At 45.7% G+C, this 22,595-nt stretch carries 18 protein-coding genes and 1 pseudogene; 3 read left to right on the top strand and 16 right to left on the bottom strand.

Annotated features, from left to right (window positions below):
- Window positions 1-12 precede the first annotated feature (12 nt).
- The 9 genes from ABID29_RS08290 to argR all read right to left on the bottom strand — a co-directional run bounded on the left by ABID29_RS08290 (window position 13) and on the right by argR (window position 9,256).
- Complete coding sequence (locus tag ABID29_RS08290) at window positions 13-1,239, bottom strand: MDR family MFS transporter (RefSeq protein WP_354365690.1); 1,227 nt, start codon at window positions 1,237-1,239, stop codon at window positions 13-15.
- A 136-nt stretch (window positions 1,240-1,375) separates the two neighbouring features.
- Complete coding sequence (locus ABID29_RS08285) at window positions 1,376-2,026, bottom strand: CPBP family intramembrane glutamic endopeptidase (protein WP_354365689.1); 651 nt, start codon at window positions 2,024-2,026, stop codon at window positions 1,376-1,378.
- Between the two features lie 10 nt (window positions 2,027-2,036).
- Window positions 2,037-2,411, bottom strand: a complete 375-nt coding sequence (locus ABID29_RS08280) for a helix-turn-helix domain-containing protein (protein WP_354365688.1) — start codon at window positions 2,409-2,411, stop codon at window positions 2,037-2,039.
- A 187-nt stretch (window positions 2,412-2,598) separates the two neighbouring features.
- On the bottom strand, window positions 2,599-4,569 hold the full coding sequence (gene mutL, locus ABID29_RS08275; protein WP_354365687.1) for a DNA mismatch repair endonuclease MutL: 1,971 nt from the start codon (window positions 4,567-4,569) through the stop codon (window positions 2,599-2,601).
- A gap of 230 nt (window positions 4,570-4,799) precedes the next feature.
- Window positions 4,800-5,246: a DUF3021 domain-containing protein gene (locus ABID29_RS08270; RefSeq protein ID WP_354365686.1), complete on the bottom strand. Its 447-nt coding sequence runs from the start codon at window positions 5,244-5,246 to the stop codon at window positions 4,800-4,802.
- Window positions 5,243-5,686, bottom strand: coding sequence for a LytTR family DNA-binding domain-containing protein (locus ABID29_RS08265; RefSeq protein ID WP_354365685.1), 444 nt, complete (start codon window positions 5,684-5,686; stop codon window positions 5,243-5,245). The genes ABID29_RS08270 and ABID29_RS08265 overlap by 4 nt, the downstream gene beginning before the upstream one ends.
- A 130-nt stretch (window positions 5,687-5,816) precedes the next feature.
- Complete coding sequence (locus ABID29_RS08260) at window positions 5,817-6,236, bottom strand: hypothetical protein (protein WP_354365684.1); 420 nt, start codon at window positions 6,234-6,236, stop codon at window positions 5,817-5,819.
- Window position 6,237: 1 nt separating this feature from the next.
- Window positions 6,238-8,793, bottom strand: a complete 2,556-nt coding sequence (gene mutS, locus ABID29_RS08255) for a DNA mismatch repair protein MutS (RefSeq protein ID WP_354365683.1) — start codon at window positions 8,791-8,793, stop codon at window positions 6,238-6,240.
- A 1-nt stretch (window position 8,794) separates the two neighbouring features.
- Window positions 8,795-9,256: an arginine repressor gene (gene argR, locus ABID29_RS08250; RefSeq protein WP_354365682.1), complete on the bottom strand. Its 462-nt coding sequence runs from the start codon at window positions 9,254-9,256 to the stop codon at window positions 8,795-8,797.
- A gap of 131 nt (window positions 9,257-9,387) precedes the next feature.
- Between argR and argS the strand changes: the two genes are divergently transcribed.
- A complete protein-coding gene (gene argS, locus ABID29_RS08245; protein ID WP_354365681.1) occupies window positions 9,388-11,076 on the top strand; it encodes an arginine--tRNA ligase in 1,689 nt (562 codons plus the stop codon).
- Window positions 11,077-11,201: 125 nt separating this feature from the next.
- Here the strand turns inward: argS and ABID29_RS08240 are convergent.
- Window positions 11,202-12,614: pseudogene (locus ABID29_RS08240) on the bottom strand (IS3 family transposase).
- Between the two features lie 214 nt (window positions 12,615-12,828).
- On the opposite strand from ABID29_RS08240, the gene ABID29_RS08235 reads away from it, so the two are divergent.
- Complete coding sequence (locus ABID29_RS08235) at window positions 12,829-15,234, top strand: YSIRK-type signal peptide-containing protein (RefSeq protein ID WP_354365680.1); 2,406 nt, start codon at window positions 12,829-12,831, stop codon at window positions 15,232-15,234.
- Between the two features lie 122 nt (window positions 15,235-15,356).
- On the opposite strand, the gene galE is transcribed toward ABID29_RS08235, so the two are convergent.
- The 5 genes from galE to aspS are packed head-to-tail and all read right to left on the bottom strand — an operon-like array spanning window position 15,357 to window position 20,498.
- Window positions 15,357-16,373, bottom strand: a complete 1,017-nt coding sequence (galE, locus tag ABID29_RS08230) for a UDP-glucose 4-epimerase GalE (protein ID WP_354365679.1) — start codon at window positions 16,371-16,373, stop codon at window positions 15,357-15,359.
- A gap of 52 nt (window positions 16,374-16,425) precedes the next feature.
- On the bottom strand, window positions 16,426-16,884 hold the full coding sequence (gene nrdI, locus ABID29_RS08225) for a class Ib ribonucleoside-diphosphate reductase assembly flavoprotein NrdI (protein ID WP_354365678.1): 459 nt from the start codon (window positions 16,882-16,884) through the stop codon (window positions 16,426-16,428).
- A gap of 25 nt (window positions 16,885-16,909) precedes the next feature.
- A complete protein-coding gene (locus tag ABID29_RS08220) occupies window positions 16,910-17,794 on the bottom strand; it encodes a YitT family protein (RefSeq protein ID WP_354365677.1) in 885 nt (294 codons plus the stop codon).
- Window positions 17,795-17,812: 18 nt separating this feature from the next.
- Entirely contained in the window at window positions 17,813-18,754 is a 942-nt protein-coding gene (locus tag ABID29_RS08215) for a YitT family protein (RefSeq protein ID WP_354365676.1), read from the bottom strand.
- The gene (gene aspS, locus ABID29_RS08210) at window positions 18,741-20,498 is read right to left on the bottom strand and encodes an aspartate--tRNA ligase (protein ID WP_354365675.1); all 1,758 of its coding nucleotides are present in this window, start codon (window positions 20,496-20,498) and stop codon (window positions 18,741-18,743) included. The genes ABID29_RS08215 and aspS overlap by 14 nt, the downstream gene beginning before the upstream one ends.
- 272 nt (window positions 20,499-20,770) lie before the next feature.
- Here aspS and ABID29_RS08205 point away from each other — a divergent pair, with 272 nt between their 5' ends.
- Window positions 20,771-21,565, top strand: coding sequence for an MBL fold metallo-hydrolase (locus ABID29_RS08205; RefSeq protein ID WP_354365674.1), 795 nt, complete (start codon window positions 20,771-20,773; stop codon window positions 21,563-21,565).
- Between the two features lie 63 nt (window positions 21,566-21,628).
- Here ABID29_RS08205 and ABID29_RS08200 read toward each other — a convergent pair whose 3' ends face one another.
- Window positions 21,629-22,480, bottom strand: coding sequence for a MurR/RpiR family transcriptional regulator (locus ABID29_RS08200; RefSeq protein WP_354365673.1), 852 nt, complete (start codon window positions 22,478-22,480; stop codon window positions 21,629-21,631).
- Window positions 22,481-22,595 lie beyond the last annotated feature (115 nt).

Genomic DNA, 22,595 nt, shown 5'->3' with positions numbered 1-22,595 from the left:
AGTAGGTCCTTTCTAGAGTTCAATCCCCTTTAACTGAGCACCCTTCACAGTGAAAAAGAGGCCAAAAAAGGCGATGAGAATAAAGACAATCTGAACACCTAAGGTGCCTGTAAACTGGCTCATGGACACCATGACACCTGCAATGATATAACCCAGCGGTTGAGCCATGGAGATAAAGCCTGAGTAGGAACCGATCTTATTTTCGTCCATCATCTCCGCTCGTAGCAATTGGCTAGCAGGGATATTGATCATCTCCCCAACTGTGTAGACGACTGCTGATAATAGGATCAGCCAGAGACTTTTGAAGGTAAAGGCGGAGAAAATACCCAACGCAAAGATGCTTCCCCCAATCAAGAGTTGAGGGATCAGTTGCATGGGCTTAGTCAGGCGATTGACCGTGGTCATGAGAAAGACGATCATGGTCGTATTAATCAGAACAGCCAGACTAAGGAGTTTGGCCCCTGTCACCTCAAAGCCAAAAGCTACCGTCGGCTGGTAAATGGTCTTATAGTGGACAGGGATATAGTTGTCAATCTGGGTCCAGACGGCTGAAAAGAGGACGACACCCAAAGTGTAGACCATGAAAGCCCGATCACGAACCACATCCCGGTAGTTGCGAAAGGGCGACAAGATCCCTTGACCATGCTCAAACACAAAATCCGCTGGTCTAGTCTCCTCAAACTTCCACAGCATGACCAGATAGGTAAAGATGGCAACAGCCGTCATAGCTAAGAGAAGCTCAAAGAAGTGTTGGTCGTAAAAGGCACCAGCAATCCCAGCCCCCAGCATGACCGCCACATTGATGATCCAGTAGCTGATAGCATAGACAAAGCGGCGGTTGGTCTCATCGGTCAGGTCAATAATCATGGCATCATAGGCCGGATGCGAAAAGTTGGAAGCCACTTCCACCGTAAAAATCCCAATAAAAGTCAGAATAGGTTGAACATAGCCAGGAACATTGGCAAATAATGTAATCAGGTAGCCAATGACGACCCCTAGATTCCCCCAATCAGTGACCTTTTTTCGGCCGACCGAGTCCGATAAGTGGCCGCCGTACAAGATGGCCATAAAACTAGCGGCCTGGGTCAGGATGACCAAAAGCCCCGTCACAAAGGCCCCAAAATACTGGACATAGTACATGGACATAAAAGGGAAAATGGCCGACCCCAATATAATGGCTAAAAACATCAAGCCCTCTCGCCACTGCAACTGCTTGGGCAGGGCCAAAAATTCTTTCAAACTTACACTCCCTTTCCTGGAAAACAATTCGTTTATTTTACCATAAAAGAAAGGCCGGGGCAAGGGAGGAAAATTAGAAGCTAGACAAGTAGCCTATCCGCCAGATACCAAACACAATGAGGGTATCGTGGGTCGTCTAGAAAACTCCCAAGCTATTGGTCAAAATATGCAGCCCTATAGGTACCCACAAACTACCGCTTGTATGGTAGCTATAACCTAGGACCAAACCTGTACTCATGTGGGGTAAAATACTAAAAAATTCAGGCCAGGTCCAAGCGTGCATGTGAATCATGCCAAAAACCAGACCTTGAAGAGCAATTGCAAGAGCCACTGGCAGATGATCTTCCAACCAACCAAAGAGTATCATGCGGTAAATCAATTCTTCCACCAAAGGACCACACAGGATGACTACAAAAGGAATCAAACCAGCTGGTATCTTACTAGCTGCTAATGCGGAGAGGTGTTGATCATTCATCAGTTGGTAGTCCAGCTTCCCAACGAAGGATAAAAGCATATCCCCCAAATAACCAAAGATTGTATCTAATAGAAGGATAGATACCAGGCCTAGAATCATATACAATCCAAACGTTTTGGGACGAGAGACAACAAATGACCCATCTCGTTTCAAGGTTGATCCAAATAAGATCAGTCCTAGCCCAGCTAATGCGATATAGACAAATAGCCCAAACCCAACATAGCCTAGTTCTTCACGAAAGAGGTCCAATTGGACAAATAGCAGGTAGAGCAAAAGATAGAAAAATTGTGCACGTTGCGTTTTTTGGAGCATAAAGTCACCTCTATGATTTAGTGTGACAAACCTCCGACCAAATGTAGACAATTAAAAGTCCAAGTAAAATCAGGGGAATAAGCGGTATGCCTTTAACGGCGATTAAACAACCCAGCACAAGCACCACTAACAAAATGACGTAGTGTTTCAAGTGACGATGACTGGATGGCATCAGCACCTCATTGGAACGTGCCAACCCTAATAAGTCATCGACGGAGACCTGATAGAAGGTTGACAGCCGTGTCAAGTTGTCACTGTCAGGCATCGTCTTATCCTTCTCCCAATTGATGATAGTCTGACGAGACAAGAAGAGTTGCTGAGCCAGATAATCCTGAGTATAGCCCTTCTCCTGACGAAGCGTTTTTAATCGTTGACCAATGGTCATTGGTTTATCCTCCTAAAGTTTACACGAGATTGATACAAGTGACTAGCCAAAATCCTTTGACATGCTATTGTTTTTGATGGTTAAACAGATTTTACTAGAAAAATCCACTGCCTTACTAAGTTGTCTGACAAGTAGGTGCACATACCATCTTCCTACTAAGTTCAGTTGCTAAGTGGCACGCTGAAATTTACTCCCCGTATTTGCCCAATTCTCTCAGGCTGGTATGGTTTTCCTGGATCCTGCGGAACATCTTTTCCATGTCGGACTTGGTAAAGTTGACAAGAACCGGGCGACCGTGCGGACAGTTGTAGGGGTTGTCACACTGGGCTAGCTGGACCAACAGATTTCTGGCTGAATAGTCGTCCAAGGCATGATTGGCCTTGATGCTGCGTTTGCAGGACATCATAATGGCTAATTCTGCTCGGTAACGCTTGATAGAAACTTCCTTTGTTAGGAGCAACATGTCGCACATCTCGTAGACACCGCTCTCGATTTCCTCCTCCTTCATCCAAATCGGGTGTTCCCGAAGGATGAACTGGTTGACACCATATTCCTCAAGGTTGACACCAACTTGACGCAGACTCTCCATCCGCTCTTTGAGTAAAAGCACATCGTTGGCCGGAAATTCAAAGAGATAGGGCACAAGAAGTTGCTGCTGGCTAGCGTCCACCTCTGCAATCTTGTCACGGTAGTACTCATACTTGACCCGCTCCTGAGCAGCATGCTGGTCAATGATATAGAGTCCCCCTTTTCCTTGGGCAAACAGATAGGTCCCATGCATTTGACCAAAGTAGTCTAGCTCAGGGAAGGTTGATGTTTCTTCGTTCTCCAGACGTTTCAAAGCCTTGGACAACTCCGTTCTCGATAAATCTGGATGTTCTTGGTCTCCTGGAATATCCTCTGATCGCTGAGCTATCTTGATACGCGGCTTCTCAGGTTCTTGGACTTGTTTTACAACGTCGTTGACACCCCTGTCAACTTCCTGTAAAGAAGCCTGATCCTCTGCAATTTGTGGAGAAGTCTCCTGAGGTTTCAAGTAAAAGTCCTGCTTCTGGGCATCGTAGTAAAGATTTGTCGTTTTTAACGGCAGACTGGTCTGAACAGGTTTTTCAATCGATCGGGTGGTCTTTTTTGCTAAATTTTCTAGCGCATCTGGAATCAAGTCCTGAGCCTTTAAACTTTCTGCAATAGCTTTACTAATCAGTTTCATAAGCTCTGCCTCTTTGGAGATTCTAACTTCCTGCTTAGTCGGGTGAACATTGACATCAGCCAAGTAAGGGTCTATTTGAATATCAATAACTGCAATGGGAAATCGTCCTACCATGAGTTTACTGCCATAGCCTTCCAGAATGGCTCGGTTAAGCAAAAAATTTTTGATATAACGTCCATTGATGAAAATGCTGATATAGTTGCGGTTAGCACGGGTCAACTCTGGTAAAGAAACATAGCCAGATACCTCAAAATCCAAGTCAGAAGCCTCTATCTCAACCATTTTCCTAGCTGTCATGAGGCCGTAAACCCCGGCTAAGGCCTGTTTCAACTGGCCTGTCCCAGCTGTCTGAGTAAGAGTGTTGCCATCATTTATCAGGGTAAAGGCCACCTCTGGATGGGCCAAACTGAGGCGGTTGATGACATCGACAATATGGGATACTTCTGCCTGCTGACTCTTGACGTATTTGAGACGAGCTGGCGTATTGAAGAAAAGATTTTCAACTTTAATGGTTGTTCCTTGAGGTCGACTGGTGGTTTCTTGGCTCTCCATTTGGCCCGCCTTGGTCACTAAGAGCGTCCCTAATCCTGCTTCTGGACGAGCTGTTTCAAGCGTCAACTGGCTAACAGAGGCGATAGATGGAAGAGCTTCTCCTCTAAAGCCTAATGTCCGAATCCGAAAGAGGTCTGACTGATTTTTGATCTTGGAGGTCGCATGGCGGCGTAAACTCAGGACCGCATCTTGCTCAGACATCCCCTCGCCATTGTCTGTCACCTGTATGAGGCTGAGCCCTGCTTCTTCTATCTTAATTTCAATCTGACTAGCTCCTGCATCGATGGCATTCTCTACCAACTCTTTGACGACACTGGCTGGTCGTTCAACCACCTCTCCTGCTGCGATCTGGTTAGCCAAGACCTCAGGTAGTTCGATAATTTTTGTTTCTGACATGGTAAAACTCCTTTCACTTCCTTTTGATCTATTTCCTAATTCATTGCATCCAGTGATTTTTTAACCATTATACCATAAAATAGATAGGGCAGGGGCTATGTCACTAACCCAAAAGAGTCGCCAGACTTTATCACCTAAAAATGACAAAAGAACAGCTAGACCCTTGTGTCCAAAGGGATTTAGCTGTTCTTTCAATTGATTTTAGTGTTGTATAGAATCTCCTTACCAATCTAAGACCCAATAGCCTGATTAATGCTTTCAACATGGGCCTTCATTTGGCGGTAATGCATCCAGTAAACAATCGCGTAAATGACCACGTAAAGCAACCAGAAAAAGAGCAACCCAGCAACAGTTAGAGGGAACCAACCCGCTAAAATCGCTAATCCCGTAAAACCGATACTGACCACTATAAAGTGGGTCGCGCTCATTCGCAAGAGGCTCCATTCCTGCTCAAAACAGAGGTCTGCCGCTTGAAAGAGCAAACCAATCAAAAACCATACCACCACTGCTATGCTCATGACCACAACAGGTGTAAACCGTTCGCTATAATAAATCCCCATAGTTGAGACGGGGTTGACTGGCAGATAGGCCCCGTCACCAAAGATCAGTGACATGATGATGGAAATGGCAATGCCAATCGCGATTCCCAAAGTTCCTGCGGTTAGATATTTTTTCATAATGCCAATGCCTCCTTAATGCTTGATAAGTATCTTCTAGAAGAATAAGTCACTTCTCCATTTTTGAGAATCAGTTTTACCAGACCATTAGGGGTCAGCTGGAGATGGTCCAACTGATTGAGATTGATGATTTCAGACTGGGAAATCTGAAGAAAATGAACTGGCAGAGTGCCTTTGAACTGGTATAACCTGTCAGAGCTGGTAAAGTCTTGAGTCGCTGTCTTGATATGGACAACCTTGTCTTCAATAACTAGCCGATAAATCCGATCTATCTCTAAGAGATGAACCTCCTGGCCCTTTTTGGCTTTCAGGCGATTCCTGACCTGGTCTAAGCCCTTGACAAAATCAACCACTTGGCTAATCCTTTGGCTATAGACCGGTCCTTCCACCCTGACTGTCTCCTCCTTGAGATGGTCTGCAATCTTTACTTCTATTTTCAACGATATCCTCTCCTTTATGTTTTAAATGATCGCTAGCTTTCATAAGTCTATTAAACCTCATTCAAGCAGGGATTTCAAGAGGTGTTGGCTATGTGGTCGAAAGTCTGATCTAAACGGCAAAAGCCCCGCACTAAGCGGAGCCTTCTTCAAGCAGTTGAGCCAAGTAATTCTTCAGTTCATTGTCTACCTTTTCCAAGGTCTGACCAAGTTCCTTGAGCTGGTCATGGACTAGGACATCTGTAAAGACATTGTCCAAGACCACATCGAAGAGAAAACGCTTCTCCGAGAACAAGAAGTCACTCTCTAAGGCCTGTGTGACATCTCCCAACTCTTTTTGGGCTATCTCTAGTTGACTCTGCAGGACCTTAAGCTCTTCGTTTAGAGCATCTATCTGAGCATTCTTGACAAGACTGGCCAAAACGCCTCCGCCTAGGAGGTCAAACCAGCTACTGGTCATCGCCTCGGATAGGCTAGACTTAGCCTTCTCAAGTGTTTCTAGGGCTTCCTGACAAGCAGCTATGGCTTCTTGTTTTTGGATAGTCTCCTCCATATCATCTCACCTCTTTTTTCCATTGCGCGAGAAGGTTCATGGCTTCAAGCGGGGTCATGCTGTTGAGGTCCAAATCTTTGAGGGCTTCTACCACCGGATGGGCTTCAGCAGGGGCAAAAAGATCTTGCTGAATAGCTTCTGGCTGCTCACTCGCGGACGCAGTCATTATCTGAGATTGGCTAATTAGTTGACTGGATTGGCTTTCTAAGTGTTGCAAAATCCCATCCGCCCGCTCTAGTAAACTTTCTGGCAAGCCTGCAATCTTGGCCACATGAATCCCGTAAGACTTGTCAGCTGGTCCTTGAGTAATCTTATGGAGGAAGGTCACCTGACCATCTTGTTCCAGGGTAGCTACGTGGACATTGACCAACTGACCAAGTTCCTGGCTCAATTCTGTCAGTTCATGGTAATGGGTGGCAAAAAGGGTCTTGGCTCCGACATGGTTGTGGATATGCTCAATGATCGCCTGAGCAAGAGCCATCCCATCGTAAGTCGCAGTTCCACGGCCCAATTCATCAAAGAGAATCAGGGAGTTTTCTGTTGCCAAGCGAATAGCCTTGTTGGCCTCCATCATTTCCACCATAAAGGTCGACTGACCGCCAACCAAGTCATCTGCCGCCCCAATCCGTGTGAAAATCGCATCAAAAATCGGTAACCTAGCTGAGTCAGCAGGCACATAAGCCCCAACTTGGGCCATGATCACAATGACCGCCAACTGGCGCATGTAGGTTGATTTACCACTCATGTTAGGCCCAGTGATCAGCTGAATGGCTGTCTCTGGCCCCATCTGGATATGATTGGGCACATAGCGCTGGCTCCCCATCACCTTTTCGACCACCGCATGACGCCCGTTGACAATATCTAGACTGGATTGGTCAGTGAATTCAGGACGAATGAGGTGGTACTGTTCGGACACTTGTGCAAAACTCTGCAAGACGTCCACCGTCGCAATGGTCTGAGCCAAACCTTGGAGACGCTTGATATACTTGGCTATCTCCTGGCGGATACGCATGAAGATCTCATACTCTAAGGTCGATGACTGCTCCCTAGCCTCTAAGATATCCCGTTCGAGCTTGGTCAATTCTTCTGTGCCGTAGCGCTCCGAATTCTTCAGCGTAGCCTTACGGAAGAAATGGCTAGGCACATGGCCAAGTTGCGAGTTGGTCACATGGAAGTAGTAGCCATCCTTGCGGTTATAGTCAATCTTTAAGTTGGTAATGCCGGTCGCCTCACGCTCCCTCGCTTCCAGCTCTGCTATCCAAGCCGCCCCATCGCGAAGCACCACGCGGTACTTGTCCAAGGTCTCATCAAACCCATCTCGGATAATGCCACCTTCTGTAATGACTGCTGGCGCTTGAGGGTCAATGGCAGAGCTAATCAATGCATAAAGTTCTGGCAAAGGATCCAAACGCTCCATCAAAGGCTTTAAGGCAGACTGATTGAGTCCCTCCAAAATCGATCGAATCTGAGGCACATGTCCCAGGGTCTGCCCCAATTGCAAGAGATCCTTAGGGGTAGACTTGCCAAAGGACACTCGACTAGCCAAGCGTTCAATATCGTAGACACCTTTTAACGCTTCAACCAGATCCGCCCGCTCAAAAAAAGCATCCATAAAGATCTGAACGACTTCTTGGCGAGCCTCAATCTGACCTTGCTTAATCAACGGCCTATCCAACCAAGCTCGCAGCAGTCGCATCCCCATGGCAGTCTTGGTCTCATCCAGTAGCCAAAAGAGGCTGCCATGTTTCTTACCTGTTCGTGCATTTTCTAGCAGGTCCAGACTGGCCTTTGTAGCGTAATCCATCTGCAGGACATCCTTGATCTGATAAGGCCGAACAGGCTTCAGATGATTGAGCTCTCTCAACTGGGTCCGCGCTACATAGGCCAATAATTTCCCAGACGCACTGGCCTCAAGTGCGGACAGACCCGAAGCGATCAAAGGGCTATCGAGCAGGGCTTCCTCCTGCTGTGATAGCAAGAGATTCATCTGACCTGATAAGAGCTGCTCTTCATCCTCTGATAAGCCATAACCGATAACCACTTCACGCGTCCGCAAATTACGGATTTCACTGGTAACCGCTTGGAAGTCCGTCAGCTCGGTCACAAAAAAGTCACCTGTTACCACATCCATGTAGGCCAGGCCATAATTCTCATCCTGGCAATCGATGGCAATCAAAAAGTTATTGGCATGGTCGCCTTTGCCCGAATCAGCCACAGTTCCTGGGGTGATGACTTGAACCACCTCGCGCTTAACAACGCCAACTGCCTGCTTGGGATCCTCCATCTGCTCAGCAATGGCCACCTTGTGCCCTAATTCCACCAAAGTATCAATATAGGCCTGCGCAGAGTGATACGGCATACCAGCCATAGGAATCGGATTGTCTGCATTGCGATTACGGCTCGTTAAGGTTAATTCTAAAATCTGAGCTGCTTCAACTGCATCCTCATAAAATAACTCATAAAAATCTCCCATCCTAAACAGCAAAAAGGCATCTGGATAGTTAGCTTTGATATCCAGATACTGCTGCATGCCGGGTGAAATTTTTTCTGCCACCATCTTAATCAATCTCCATGCCTAAGAGGACCTGTTGGGTTTTGAGGCTTTTCTCCACCTCCATAGCCGCACGCTCGTCACGACAGATGACCAAAAGCGTGTCCGCACCCGCTACAGTCCCCAGGATTTGCTCAGGCTTAGCCTTGTCAATAATGTTGGAACTGACACCTGTTTCACCCAATTGCGTGTGCAAAACCAGAATAAAACTAGCCCGTTCCACCTTCTGAATAAACGGTGCCAGTACAACGATAAAATCATCTGTATCGTCTGATTTTGGCAAGGTATAGAAAGAACCTTCTTTTTCACGCACCTTGATCAGACCCAATTGCCTCAAATCTCGCGATAGGGTTGTCTGCGTCACTTCAATCCCTCTAGCTTCTAAGCCCAGTTGGACATCTCTTTGTGTCCTTAAACGGCTGGTCCTTACCAGCTCCTTAATCAACTCTAAACGTTCCCTTTTTCTCATGATAAAACTCCATGTTTTTTTCTCATGGAAGATTATACCAAAAAAACGGATTTTTTTCAGGATTATTAAGTATTTTTGATCTAATTTATGTTAGAATAGAGGCATAGATTATTTGTGAAGGAGGCCCATCTATGGATTACAAATCTATTGCTGCAAAAAGTCTAGCTGCAGTCATTCCTAGCCTAGACCAAGAAACCATCAGCCAATTGCTGGAAAAACCAAAATCAACCGACCTTGGGGATATTGCCTTCCCCACCTTTTCTCTAGCCAAGGTAGAACGCAAAGCGCCGCAAGCCATCGCGGCTGACATCGCTGAAAAAATAGATACAACTGGCTTTAGCAAGGTAGTCGCCACAGGCCCTTACGTCAACTTCTTCCTAGACAAGGCTACGGTCTCTGCCGATGTCCTTAAGCAAGTTCTCTCCGAAAAAGAAGCCTACGGCCAACAGCATATCGGAGACGGCAAAAATGTTACCCTAGACATGTCCAGCCCAAACATCGCTAAGCCTTTCTCTGTCGGCCACTTGCGCTCTACTGTCATTGCAGATGCTCTGGGCCATATCTACTCCAAGCTCGGTTATAACTCTATCCGTATCAACCACTTGGGCGACTGGGGCAAGCAATTTGGGATGCTGATTGTCGCTTACAAGCTCTGGGGAGATAAAGAGACCATCGAAGCCAACCCTATCGATGAACTGCTCAAACTCTACGTTCGCATCAACGCAGAAGCCGAAGAAAATCCTGAGTTGGACGAACAGGCTCGCCAATGGTTTAAGAAGTTGGAAGACGGCGACCCAGAAGCTTGGGAATTGTGGCAATGGTTCCGTGACGAAAGCTTGGTCGAGTTCAACCGTATCTATGACAAATTAGATGTCTCCTTTGACCACTTCCACGGCGAAGCCTTCTATAACGACAAGATGGACGAAGGTATCCAAATCTTGGAGGACAAAAACCTCTTGCAAGAGTCAAAAGGAGCCAAAATCGTCAACCTTGAAAAATACAATCTGCCCCCTGCTCTGATTAAAAAATCAGACGGTGCGACCCTCTACATCACGCGTGATATGGCAACTGCCATGTACCGCAAGCGGACGTTTGACTTCGAGAAAAATATCTACGTGGTCGGCCAAGAGCAGTCCCACCACTTCAAACAACTCAAGAGCGTCCTGAAAGAAATGGGCTTTGACTGGTCAGACGATATGATCCACGTCAGCTTTGGGCTTGTCACTAAAAACAAGAAAAAACTGTCTACCCGCAAGGGGAACATTATCCGCTTAGAGCCAACCCTTGACGAAGCCGTTGCTCGTGCCCTTAGCCAAATCGAGGCCAAAAATCCTGACCTTGAAAATAAGGAAGCCGTAGCACACGCTGTCGGCGTCGGTGCGGTTAAATTCTACGACCTGAAGACCGACCCTGACAATGGCTATGACTTTGATCTAGAAGCCATGGTTTCCTTTGAAGGCGAGACAGGACCATACGTCCAGTATGCCTACGCCCGTATCCAGTCTATCCTGAGAAAGGCTGCCTTCAAGGCAGATACTTCCGCAACTTACAGCCTCAATGATGCTGAAAGTTGGGACATCATCAAACACCTGCAAAACTTTACAGCCACTGTTGAGCGTGCCGCAGTCAAGTACGACCCGTCTATCGTAGCTAAGTATGCGATTCAGTTGGCACAAGCCTTCAACAAGTATTACGCACACACCCGCATCTTGGACGAAAGCCCAGAACGCGACAGTCGCCTCGCACTGGCCTATGCCACAGGCATTGTTCTCAAAGAAGCTCTGCGCTTGCTTGGTGTTGCTGCTCCGGAAAAAATGTAAGGTGCAACGATTCTCTTATATAGCATGGAATAGGCTATTAGAGATCAAGTTCTTCACGATTAGACAGCAAAAGCTCTTCCTAATAGTTCTGTTTGTACTGACCCCCAAAAGTTGGACAAGAAATATTATTGAAAGGATTTAATTCTGTATTGCACAGGACTAAGTCCTTTTAATTTTGTTTTGATTCGTTTGTTATTGTAGTAAAAAATATAATCGCTAATTGCTTGTTCCAGTTGTTCTAGTGATGTGAAGGTGTTCTCAAATCCATAAAACATCTCAGACTTGAGGATGCCAAAGAAGGATTCCATCATGCCATTATCAGGACTGTTCCCCTTACGAGACATCGAAGGACGAATCCCTTTAGATTCCAAAAAGTGATGATAAGACCAGTGTTGATATTGCCATCCTTGGTCGCTATGGAGAATGGTTCCCTCGTAACGGTTAGCTGGAAAGGTTTTTTCAAGCATGGTATGTACCTGTCTCAAGTTCGGTGAGCGAGATAAAGTAAAGTCAATAATTTCACCATTATAACCATCCATAACAGGGGATAGGTACACTTTTCCCTCCGTTAAAGCAAACTCCGTTACATCTGTATAGCACTTCTCATAAGATTTAGCTCCTTCAAACTGACGTTGAATCAGGTTGTCAGCCTTCTTTCCTACCTCGCCCTTGTAAGAGGAATACTTGCGTTTCCGACGAATACGAGCAGCTAGTTTCATCTCTGTCATCAAACGTTGTACCTTCTTGTGGTTGACACAGAAGCCTCGATTGCGAAGTTCCAAGTGAATACGACGATAGCCATAGTTGCCCTTGTGTTCGTCATAAATGGCTTGGATTTCAGTCTTAAGTGCCGAATCCTTGTCTTCTTTTGCCAGTTGTTTGATGTGGTAATAATAACTTGATCGCGCTAAATCTAAAATATCAAGTAATAGCGTTAGGGCAAACTCATCTTTTAGTTCTTGGATGACTCTTGTTGCTTTTTGAGTTTTGCCTCGTCCCGTAAGCAGTAATCTCTCAACTTTTTTAGCACGGCGTTCTCCGCTCTAAGGTATTCCAGTTCTTTTTGAAGACGTTCTAGCTCCGTCATTTCTTCCCAAGTTTTCGTTTTCTTTCGTCCCATCTTTGGCGGTCTCCCTCTTGATTTCTCAAGAATAGTATACCCGTTTTTCTTGTATTGCGCTATCCAGTTTGGAAGCAGCCCACGGTTCGGAAGAGCATACTCAAGAGAGACGGACAGTTGAGACTGACCTTCAAGAAGGACTTTATCCATGATTTCTTGTTTTAACTCGGGAGGATAATACGTATTTTTACCCTTTCTAACAATCTCGACTCCATACCTAGATTTCTTGTTTTAACTCGGGAGGATAATACGTATTTTTACCCTTTCTAACAATCTCGACTCCATACCTATCCATAAGCTTTACCATATATTTGAGGTTGGAAATCTGAATATCGTAAGCTTGGCTAAGTTGGGACCACGTCAGCCCTTTATTTCTTAGCTCATAGAGATTTAATTTATCTTCGTAGCTCAATTTCATAAAAAAGCACCCCATTCGTTAGATTGTCTGTCTAACTTTTGGGGTGCGGTTCACTTAGGGAGGGCTTTTTTAGTTACTGTTTTTTCTTAATCCTTGCCTATACACAAAAATTAGGTAACTATTACATTACCTCCATTCCCCATTTCCCTTTTGGTGGTTATAATGATAACTATAAAGCACCTTCTAATTTTAGAAGTAGAAAGCGAGATATGTTATGTTATTTGACAACCAAAAATGCTATAGCATTCGGAAACTCAAAGTCGGAGTAGGATCAGTTCTGGTTGGGACTTTGATAATCGGCTTACCGACACAATTCGTTCAAGCTGATGGTAAGGATGAAGTAGCAATCAGTTCACCACCCAGTGCAGAGATTTTTTCTCATACAGAAGCCAGTCAACTAAAAGAAGAGCAACCGGCGATAGTTTCGGATGCGGAAATCTCTAAAACCGAGAATCACACTGATGATACGAAAATCAAAGGAAGCGAGATTTCGGAAACAGCTGATGTCATACTGGAAACCAAACCCACCGAAACAATTAATTCAGACTCAGAGCCCGTAGCTACATTAGAGCGAGAAGGTAACGACGATAGCACACCAAGTTCGTCTCAAGTAGACCGGTCCCAACCTGCTGAAGCTACTTTACCTGAAATAACTAAGCCAAAGCCAGACACAACATTATTACCAGAAGGTTCTACACAGGCAATTGAAGAAATATCACTCCAAAAATCTAATGGAGAAAACTCAAAAAAATCTACTACTGCTAGGTTTGCATATCGTGAAAATGAACAAGAAACTCGAAAGAGTGTTGAATATCAAACGGTCTACCACTATGATAAAACGAATAGAACTAGCCTTCCCACTCATGTTGAATGGGTAATTACATTCAACAAAGAACAGCATAGCTGGACAAAACCTAATTTATTAATATTTTTACCAAAAGGAGTTGTTTTACCAGAAACCATTACAGAACAAGAACAAGCTCGAGATAAAATAGAAGCAGAACAAATCATAAAATTATCGGATTTTGACACTAAAGGAACGAATTACCGTTGGAGATCAGATTACACCACCAATAGGAATAAGTTCGAAAGCGAATGGCAAACCCATGTATCATACGCGAGCGGACTAAAAGGTAAGTTGTCTATTGAAGATTTCCAGACAGTGCTTATTAATAAAAAAGTCTCGGGGGGATTAGATCATACACATCAATGGACCTATAAAATAAAGGTCGGAATCCCATCAGATGGTAGTATCGATCCCTATAATTTACCATTTCTAGCGGGAATAAATCAGCTGGATTGGTTTACCTATTACTACAGATTTGTAGGTGAAGTACCCAATACTGCTGAAAAGAAAAAATTTGACGATAATCGTAAAAGAAAACAAGCAGAAGAACTTCTGAAAAAATCAGAAGCCGAGCAAAAAGATAGCGAGAGGGACTTTGGCAAAATCAGAGGTGGTACAATCATTTCCCCTATACTAAAATCACCCAAAACAGAAGAGAACCCTTCTCCGGTACCTAAACCTACACCAAAACCGGATTCAGAAAAAACGCCGAAACCAGAAGTTATGCCAGAAGGTGAGACTATGCCTACCCCTAAACCAAAACCGGATTCAGAAAAAACACCGGAACCAGAAACTAAGCCAGAAGGTGAGACTAAACCTGTTCCTGAGCCGAAACCAGAAGTTATGCCAGAAGATCAGACTAAGACTGTTCCTGAGCTAAAACCAGATTCAGAAAAAACGCCGAAACCAGAAGCTATGCCAGAAGATCAGACTAAACGAAAAACGGCACCAGAAAAACCAACCGTGGATAAAATAGCCCCTCTAATCAATGAAGATAAACCATTCTTTGACCCAGAGAAGGATCATGACGGCGATGGCTTCACCAGTCGTCAGGAACTCGATGCAAATACCGATCCGCTAGATCCTAAATCTTTCCCACAACCACAAAAAGAGGAAAAACAAATGCGGCCTGCTCCTACTCCAGAGGCTAAAGAAAAACCTCAAGCAGAAAATCCCCAAAAACTGCCAAAGGAGAAAGAGAAAACAACTCCTGCGCCTAAATCAGCTCCTGAGCTAAAATCACAAACCAAGGAACAACCTAAGGAAACAACACCTAAGAAAATGGTACCAGATCTTCCTAAGAAACCTGCTCCAGTTGTACCTGAAAAGCCAATGGTTGGTAAGGTAGCTCCTCTAATCAATGAAGATAAACCATTCTTTGACCCAGAGAAGGATCATGACGGCGATGGCTTCACCAGCCGCCAGGAACTCGATGCAAATACCGATCCGCTAGATCCTAAATCTTTCCCACAACCGCAAAAACCAACACTTCCTGAGAAAACGGATGCGCCTAGCAAACCGGAAACATCTACCAAACCAGATGCACCTATGAAGCCGGAAGTCAATATGCCGGTGAATAACGAAAAACTTAAGGAAACCGGTAAAACAAAAGTCTCCCGTGTAGCCCATACACCTAAGGCAACGGCAACACCAGCTATGCAAAACACAAAACAATTGCCAGTAACTGGCGATCTCCCTTCTGTTTTAAGCTTATTAGGTAGCGGTCTGCTAGGATTATTAGGACTTGCACACATCAAGAAAAATAAGGATTAAAAAATTCTTATGATACTGTAGCAGTTTGGTTCTCCCTCTATTCTGCTATCAGAACTATAGGTCAAACCAACCTCCTAAAAAACTCCAGCAAACGCTTCGCTTGCTGGAGTTTTTCTTTATGTTTAGGCATTTCCATACCCATTCGGGTTATTTTTTTGCCAGCGCCAGGTATCGCGTACCATATCTGCTAGGTCTTTTTCAGCCACCCAACCAAGATCGCTCTTGGCTTTTTGCGCGTCAGCATAACAAGTTGCAATATCACCTGGGCGACGAGGGCTGATCACATAAGGAATCGCAATACCATTCTCTGCCTCAAAAGCCTTGACCAAATCTAAGACACTGTAACCGATACCTGTTCCAAGGTTGTAAACCTGAGCACCCTTTTGAGCCAAGTTTTTTTCCAGAGCAAGGACATGCCCCTTAGCAAGGTCCACAACGTGGATATAATCTCGCACACCTGTTCCATCTGGCGTATCATAGTCATCCCCAAAAACAGATAACTGCTCTCGCTTGCCGACAGCTACTTGCGAGATATAAGGCATCAGGTTATTTGGAATGCCATTAGGTGCTTCGCCAATCAAGCCAGACTCGTGAGCCCCGATGGGATTGAAGTAGCGCAAATTGGTCACAGACCAGTCTGGATCAGAAGTAGCCACATCGTTCAAAATCTGCTCCATCATCACCTTGGTGTAACCATAAGGATTGGTCGCAGAGGTCGGCATATCTTCTAAGAATGGAACGGTATTGTTCATCCCGTAAACGGTCGCTGACGAAGAGAAGACAATATGCTTTACACCCATTTCTACCATAACTTCTAAAAGAGCGATGGTCCCTGAAATATTGTTATGGTAATACATGAGCGGCTTGGCAACCGATTCACCGACTGCTTTGTAGGCCGCAAAATGAATAACTGCCTCAATATCATACTGCTGAAAAACGTCTCGTAAAAAGTCTTTATCTAAGATAGACCCTTCGTGGAAAGGAATCTCTTGTCCTGTGATAGTCTTAAGTCGCTTCAATACCTCTGGTGAGGAATTGGAAAAATCATCCACAATCACCACAGAATGGCCAGCTGCAACTAATTCTACCACGGTATGGCTACCAATGTAGCCCGCCCCTCCTGTAATCAGAATTGCCATTTTTGTCTCCTTTAGCATTTTCCTTCATTATAACATATTTTAGTAAAGTTTACTAAAAATTATACAAGTTTTCGATTTTCTCAGCGATTCGCTTAATGTCTCCCAACATCCCCCGCATTTCAAAATCATCTAAAACCGGGAAGCCGAAACGCTGGCTATACTGTTTAGCGGTCAAGCAGTATTGATTGTTAAAATTCCGATTTCCAGAGCCTATAATCCCCAAACACTTGCTAGCATTGTCCTCAAAAGCGATAAAATCGCCTAAGGGAGTCGTCAAGATTTCTTGGTCTCCATTGTCAATCCCATTGCCACCTTCTAAATAGGTCGGCAAAAAAGCAACGAAGTTTCCGGCCATCTCAAAGAAAGGACGCCCATCCTTGACCAATTCCTTGACGTCAATCGCTTCAATTTCAAGTTCTGGATATTTTTCCTTCAGATACTGACTCAAACGTCTCACAAACGAGGCAGTATTACCACTGAGACTGATATAGACAAATCGAAAGATCGTCATAGACCCATCTCCTTTCTAAAACATCTTACTTCTGCCAAGGTAATTTAGCTTTTTTGGGAACATCCCAGGTAAAGCCCTCGCCAATCACCTCATGGACATTGATAATAGAAACAAAGGCCTGCGGATCGATCTGGCCGAGAGCTGCCTTGACCGTATTGACCTCATGAGGGCTGAGCACCACATAGAGTAACCGCATATCTTTTTGGGAATACCCCCCCTGGCCATGAAGATAGGTCACCCCACGCCCCAATTCCTCAAGGACCGTTCGAGCAACCCCTTCTGGGTGCTTGGTAATAATCAACATCCCTCTGACAGCATAGCCACCATTTTGGACCAAGTCAATAATCTGGCTGATAACAAAAGCCATGATAACCGTGTACATCATGTGGCGTAAATCAATGTAGCTGAGAGAGGCAAGCATGACAAACAAATCCAAAACCAGCAAGCTCTGGCCGACCTGATTGCCTGTTTTGTGTTCAATAATGCGGGCAATCACATCCGATCCACCCGTCGTTCCGCCATATCGGAAGACAAGCCCCAGACCAGTCCCTGCAAAGACCCCCGCCAACAGGGCGGCAATCAGCAAGTCCTGGCCGACATTGATATGCAACTCAACCCGCTGGAAAATCTCGATAAAAATTGACAGGGCAACCGTGCCATAAATCGTCAGCACCAAAGCCTTTCGCCCGAAAAATTTCCATCCCATCAAAAGAATCGGAATGTTAATTAACAGAGAGGTGTAGGCCGGATTCAAGCCCCACAGAGAGTGCAAAATCAAGGTAATCCCGCTAACACCTCCTTCTGCCAGATGATTTTCCATATTAAAATTGACAAAACCAAAGGCATACAGGGCTGTCCCTATGGTGATCATGATAATATTCAGAGGGGAAATGCGGTAATTTACTTTCATATAGTTTTGAATCTTCTCCTAATTTTCATCTTCGATAAATCGTCCGATAATCTGGACATTTTCTGCCACCGATACGAAGGCAGCTGGATCCGCCTTACGCATCTGGTGCTTGAAGTCATTGAACTCTGCCTGGGTGATGATGGTGATTAAAACAGCTTTTTTCTCATGCTGGTAGGCACCTTCTGCTTCATTGATAATAGTCACACCTCGGTGGAGCTTCTTGTGGATGCGGGCAATGACCCGCTCTGGTTTATTGGTAATGATGGTCGCTTGCATTTTCTTTTGCTTGACGTAGATCGCATCCGTCACGCGCCCGGTTACAAAGACAGCAATCATGGAATAAAGGGCGTACTCCCAGCCAAACAAAAGTCCCGCCATGATCATAATGATCACATTGATGGTGATGGAAATAACCCCTACCCGCCGGCCAGTCTTTTGACGAATCAGGATGCTGACAATATCGCTCCCACCACTGGAAACATTATTTTTGAGCGCATAGCCAATCCCTGTCCCCAAGAAAATGGCCCCAAAAATAGCATTCATCAAGGGTTCATCCGTCAAACTGATCTTGGGGATAAATTGGATGAAAAAGGCGCTCATGGTAACCGTCAAAAAGGTGAAGACTGTGAACTTGTGCCCTATCTTCCGCCATGCCATCAGTAACAAGGGCGCATTGATAGCATAAAAACCAATCGCGATCGGAATATGAAAGCCAAAGAGGCGCTGCGAAACCGTGGACAGGATCTGTGCCAACCCTGTCGCACCGCTCGAATAAATCCCGCTTGGCACGTAAAAGACATTGACCGCAATGGCAGACAAAAGACCATAGATGACAGATCCTGACAAACGTTCAGCGTACTTCTCCTTGGAAATACTGATTAAGACCTTTAAAATTTCATGGTCTTTGGCCAGACGAAATAATTTTTTTCGGAAAAACCGATAATATTTATTTTTCTTCATCTTCCTTTAAATGGATATTCAACTCATCCAACTGCTTGGCTGCAACTGGACTTGGGGCTTGGGTCATCGGGTCTGAAGCCTTGTTGTTTTTCGGAAAGGCGATGACTTCGCGGATGTTATCCTTGCCAGCGAGTAGCATGACCAAACGGTCCAGACCGATGGCCAGGCCACCGTGCGGCGGGAAGCCGTAGTCCATTGCCTCTAGTAAGAAGCCGAATTGCTCCTCTGCTTCTTCTTTGGAGAAGCCAAGCGCCGTAAACATTTGTTCCTGGAGGTCACGGCGATTGATCCGTAGCGAGCCACCGCCCAGCTCGTAGCCGTTCAAGACGATGTCATAGGCGACAGCCTTGATTTGACTGAGGTCGCCACCGTTCAAGAGACCTGCTGTTTCAGCTGTTGGCAGGGTAAACGGATGGTGCGCAGACATGTAACGCCCTTCTTCCTCCGAATACTCAAAGAGCGGCCAGTCGATGACCCAAAGGAAGTTGAACTGGTCTGGGTTGATGAGACCTAGCTCCTTACCCAGACGGCTACGAAGAGCGCCAAGGGTGTTGTTGGCAACATCAAGACTATCTGCAACAAAGAGCGCCAAATCGTTTTCAGCCAACTCCAGACGAGCGACCAAGTCACTCTCAATAGCTGGCAAGAACTTGGCGATTGGTCCATTGAGACTAGCTTCTGTGTACTTGACCCAAGCCAGCCCCTTGGCCCCAAATTGCTTGGCAAACTCTGTTAGCTTGTCGATGTCCTTACGAGAATAACGGTCGGCTGCCCCCTTGACCACGATAGCCTTGACCACTTCTGCTTCTGAAAAGACTTTGAAGTCGACGGTTTTGGCTAGCTCTGATACATCCTGCAAGAGCATGTCAAAGCGGGTGTCGGGCTTGTCTGACCCATAGCGGTTCATAGCGACATCATAGCTCATGCGTGGGAAAGGCAGGCTGACGTCGATACCTTTGGTCTCCTTCATGACACGCGCTAGCATCCCCTCAACGAGGTCTTGGATTTCCTGATCAGATAGGAAAGAGGTCTCCAAGTCCACTTGGGTAAATTCAGGCTGGCGATCCCCACGCAGGTCTTCGTCACGGAAACACTTGACAATTTGATAGTAGCGGTCAAAGCCAGCGTTCATCAGAAGTTGCTTGTTAATCTGTGGACTCTGTGGCAGGGCGTAGAAATGCCCCTCGTGCACACGGCTCGGAACCAGATAGTCACGCGCCCCTTCTGGCGTTGACTTGGTCAACATCGGCGTTTCCACATCAATAAATTCCAGCTCATCCAGATAATTGCGGATGGCGTGTGTGGTCTTGGCACGGAGTTTGAAATTGTCCAGCATTTCTGGACGGCGCAGGTCAAGGTAACGGTAGCGCAGGCGCGTATCGTCACTGACTTCAACACCGTCTTTAATCTCAAACGGGGTCGTCTTAGCCTCGTTCAGCACACGAAGGCTGGCAACTGCCATCTCTACCTCGCCTGTTGGCAGGTTTTGATTCGCCTGCTCACGGGCTAAAATCTCGCCTGTCACTTCGATGACAAACTCACTGCGCAAGCCATTGGCGATAGCCACCACATCGCTAGACGCTGTCTCAGGGTTAACCACCAACTGCATGATGCCCTCACGGTCACGCAAATCAACGAAAATCAAGCCTCCCAAGTCACGGCGGCGAGCCACCCAGCCCGTCAGGGTCAGCGTCTGTCCAATGTGTTCGGCACGAACACGGCCTGCATACATACTACGTGTCATTTACTATTCTCCCAAAAATCTTATAGTCTCATCTATTGTAACATAAAAGCCCTGACTTTGGGCGGGACAGGGCAATAAAAATCTAGTTATGGCAAGGCAAGCCTTAGAATGAACAAGATCAAAACTGAGCTCTCATTGTTCATGACATTTCATACTTGTTTCATTTGGCTGCGCTATCTTGAAATCTGGTTTCAGATTTTGAGCAAAGACTTGCTTTCTAAGGCCATTTACTATAAACTGAAAGAAAAGCTTTCGTATTAAAGGAGACTAACATGACCAAACAAGCCACCCCACCCAAAACCCAAGCTTACGGTGCAGAAGCCTTTGACCCAATCCAAGGAACTGTTTTGCGATGGCTGGGAAATTCTGGCCTTCACATCAACAGCCGAGGGACTAATCTCATGATTGATCCTGTAGTTGAGGATTTTGATATGCCTCTTTTGATCGAAATGCCCATCACATCGGAGAAAATCCCTCATCTGGATGCGGTTCTGATCACCCATGATGACAACGATCATTTTAGCAAGAGTTTTCGCCAGTTGACCCGTGGTCGAGTAGATCAGTATCATGCACCGCACTTTGTTGCTGGACTGATTGAACAGGAAGACTTGCCAGCGACAGGACATGCCATCGGTGACCAATTTACGATTGCTGATGTAACGATCGAAGTGACCAGAGCCTGGCACAACTGGAAGAGCGACAATCCCAAGTACGGTCGGACTTATGCCGTTGAAGACCTTTGTGGCTTTTACATCACAACACCTGACGGGACGATTTACGTTCCTAGCGATTCCAAAGCCCTGCCTGAACAGTACGAGATGCCAGCACCCGATGCTATTTTCTTTGATTGGTCGGACAATTTCTGGCATATTGGTTTTCTTAATGCCGTCCGTCTGGCCAATACCTACCCTCAAGCAGACCTGATTTGCCAGCATTGGGGAACAGTCGATGCCCCAAATATGAACACCTTTAACATGGATCCACAAGAGTTGATGGATAAGGTCGTCAATCCAGAACGCATCCAAGTTTTAGCCGCTGGCCAACCGTTTCCCCTAACCAGAAAATAACAAAGGGTCGCAGTTCTTCCTGGTTGAAGACTGCTGGCCTTTTTTGATGATCCGCTGATCTCTCTAACGCTTGTCCTCCAACTGCCTAGAAAGCAGAGTTTTGTGAACATAGTTGGAGAAATAGTCTTGTTTAAAGTAGACGGCATAGAGACTGTTGAGAATGAAGAGAATGGATTCTTCGGTGGAAAAATTACCAATTTTTCGGAACTTATCTTCTCGCGTGCAGATTGTAAAGCTGAGGTCAGCTGCCTCTCGCAAGATCTGACCCTGTTCACTGGTGAGTCCGATAATAGGAACGGCTTTTTCCTTGAGGTGTGGGATGAAGCGCAGCGTCTCTATGCTCTCTGAACTGCCCGAATAGGAAATCAAAATAGCCAAATCATCCTTGGTCATAGAAGCTGTCGTCAAACCAAATTCCCCCACATGGGCAACCTCAATGGCCTTGCCCAGCGTCAGCAGTTTCCGTCTGAAGAGTTGGCCGATATACTCATTGGGGCTTAGCCCAAAAATGACTACTCGTCTTGCCTTGGCCAGCCAAGTTGCCGCCTGTTCTAAATCTTCGGGAACCAGTCTGTCTGCGGTATCTTGCAGGCTCTCTTTTTGAATCGTGGCGATTTTTTGAATAATGGCAGAGCTGCTATCGTCTTGGCTGAAAGGCAGACTGTGGTCCACATCAGAATAATGAGTCGCTGAATAATAGCGCTCCGCAATCAAATCAGGCAAAAAATCTGTCCATCCCTTGTAACCCAGACCTTGGGCAAACCTCACCAAACTAGCCTTAGAGGTGTAGGTGACCTGGGCCAATTCTTCCAATGATTGGTGCTCAATGTCCTTGAGGTGTTCAATCAGGTAGGCCGCAATAGCTCCCTTGGAAGATCGGCTATTGGCAGCTAATTCTTTAATCTTGTCTAGCATACAGTTCCCCCGTTTCAATTGGTTTCAGATTTACCACGGTTAGGTCCCCAAAAATGAAACCGCATACCAAGTTTACCGAAAAGTGATGATTTTGTCTAGTTAGGGGGCTATAATA

Source organism: Streptococcus rupicaprae (genome assembly GCF_040545225.1).
Classification (GTDB): domain Bacteria; phylum Bacillota; class Bacilli; order Lactobacillales; family Streptococcaceae; genus Streptococcus; species Streptococcus rupicaprae.
Note: the sequence above shows the minus strand (reverse complement) of the source record. Positions and strands in the feature narration are given on the sequence as shown.

What these genes read in the sequence shown, in the direction of transcription:
- ABID29_RS08270 (WP_354365686.1), bottom strand. Translation starts at nt 5,246, where the DNA reads ATGAAAAAATATCTAACCGCAGGAACTTTGGGAATCGCGATTGGCATT.
- argR (WP_354365682.1), bottom strand. Translation starts at nt 9,256, where the DNA reads ATGAGAAAAAGGGAACGTTTAGAGTTGATTAAGGAGCTGGTAAGGACC.
- ABID29_RS08285 (WP_354365689.1), bottom strand. Translation starts at nt 2,026, where the DNA reads ATGCTCCAAAAAACGCAACGTGCACAATTTTTCTATCTTTTGCTCTAC.
- ABID29_RS08200 (WP_354365673.1), bottom strand. Translation starts at nt 22,480, where the DNA reads ATGCTAGACAAGATTAAAGAATTAGCTGCCAATAGCCGATCTTCCAAG.
- ABID29_RS08235 (WP_354365680.1), top strand. Translation starts at nt 12,829, where the DNA reads ATGTTATTTGACAACCAAAAATGCTATAGCATTCGGAAACTCAAAGTC.
- nrdI (WP_354365678.1), bottom strand. Translation starts at nt 16,884, where the DNA reads ATGACGATCTTTCGATTTGTCTATATCAGTCTCAGTGGTAATACTGCC.
- mutL (WP_354365687.1), bottom strand. Translation starts at nt 4,569, where the DNA reads ATGTCAGAAACAAAAATTATCGAACTACCTGAGGTCTTGGCTAACCAG.
- ABID29_RS08280 (WP_354365688.1), bottom strand. Translation starts at nt 2,411, where the DNA reads ATGACCATTGGTCAACGATTAAAAACGCTTCGTCAGGAGAAGGGCTAT.
- galE (WP_354365679.1), bottom strand. Translation starts at nt 16,373, where the DNA reads ATGGCAATTCTGATTACAGGAGGGGCGGGCTACATTGGTAGCCATACC.
- argS (WP_354365681.1), top strand. Translation starts at nt 9,388, where the DNA reads ATGGATTACAAATCTATTGCTGCAAAAAGTCTAGCTGCAGTCATTCCT.
- ABID29_RS08260 (WP_354365684.1), bottom strand. Translation starts at nt 6,236, where the DNA reads ATGGAGGAGACTATCCAAAAACAAGAAGCCATAGCTGCTTGTCAGGAA.
- ABID29_RS08220 (WP_354365677.1), bottom strand. Translation starts at nt 17,794, where the DNA reads ATGAAAGTAAATTACCGCATTTCCCCTCTGAATATTATCATGATCACC.
- ABID29_RS08205 (WP_354365674.1), top strand. Translation starts at nt 20,771, where the DNA reads ATGACCAAACAAGCCACCCCACCCAAAACCCAAGCTTACGGTGCAGAA.
- aspS (WP_354365675.1), bottom strand. Translation starts at nt 20,498, where the DNA reads ATGACACGTAGTATGTATGCAGGCCGTGTTCGTGCCGAACACATTGGA.
- mutS (WP_354365683.1), bottom strand. Translation starts at nt 8,793, where the DNA reads ATGGTGGCAGAAAAAATTTCACCCGGCATGCAGCAGTATCTGGATATC.
- ABID29_RS08215 (WP_354365676.1), bottom strand. Translation starts at nt 18,754, where the DNA reads ATGAAGAAAAATAAATATTATCGGTTTTTCCGAAAAAAATTATTTCGT.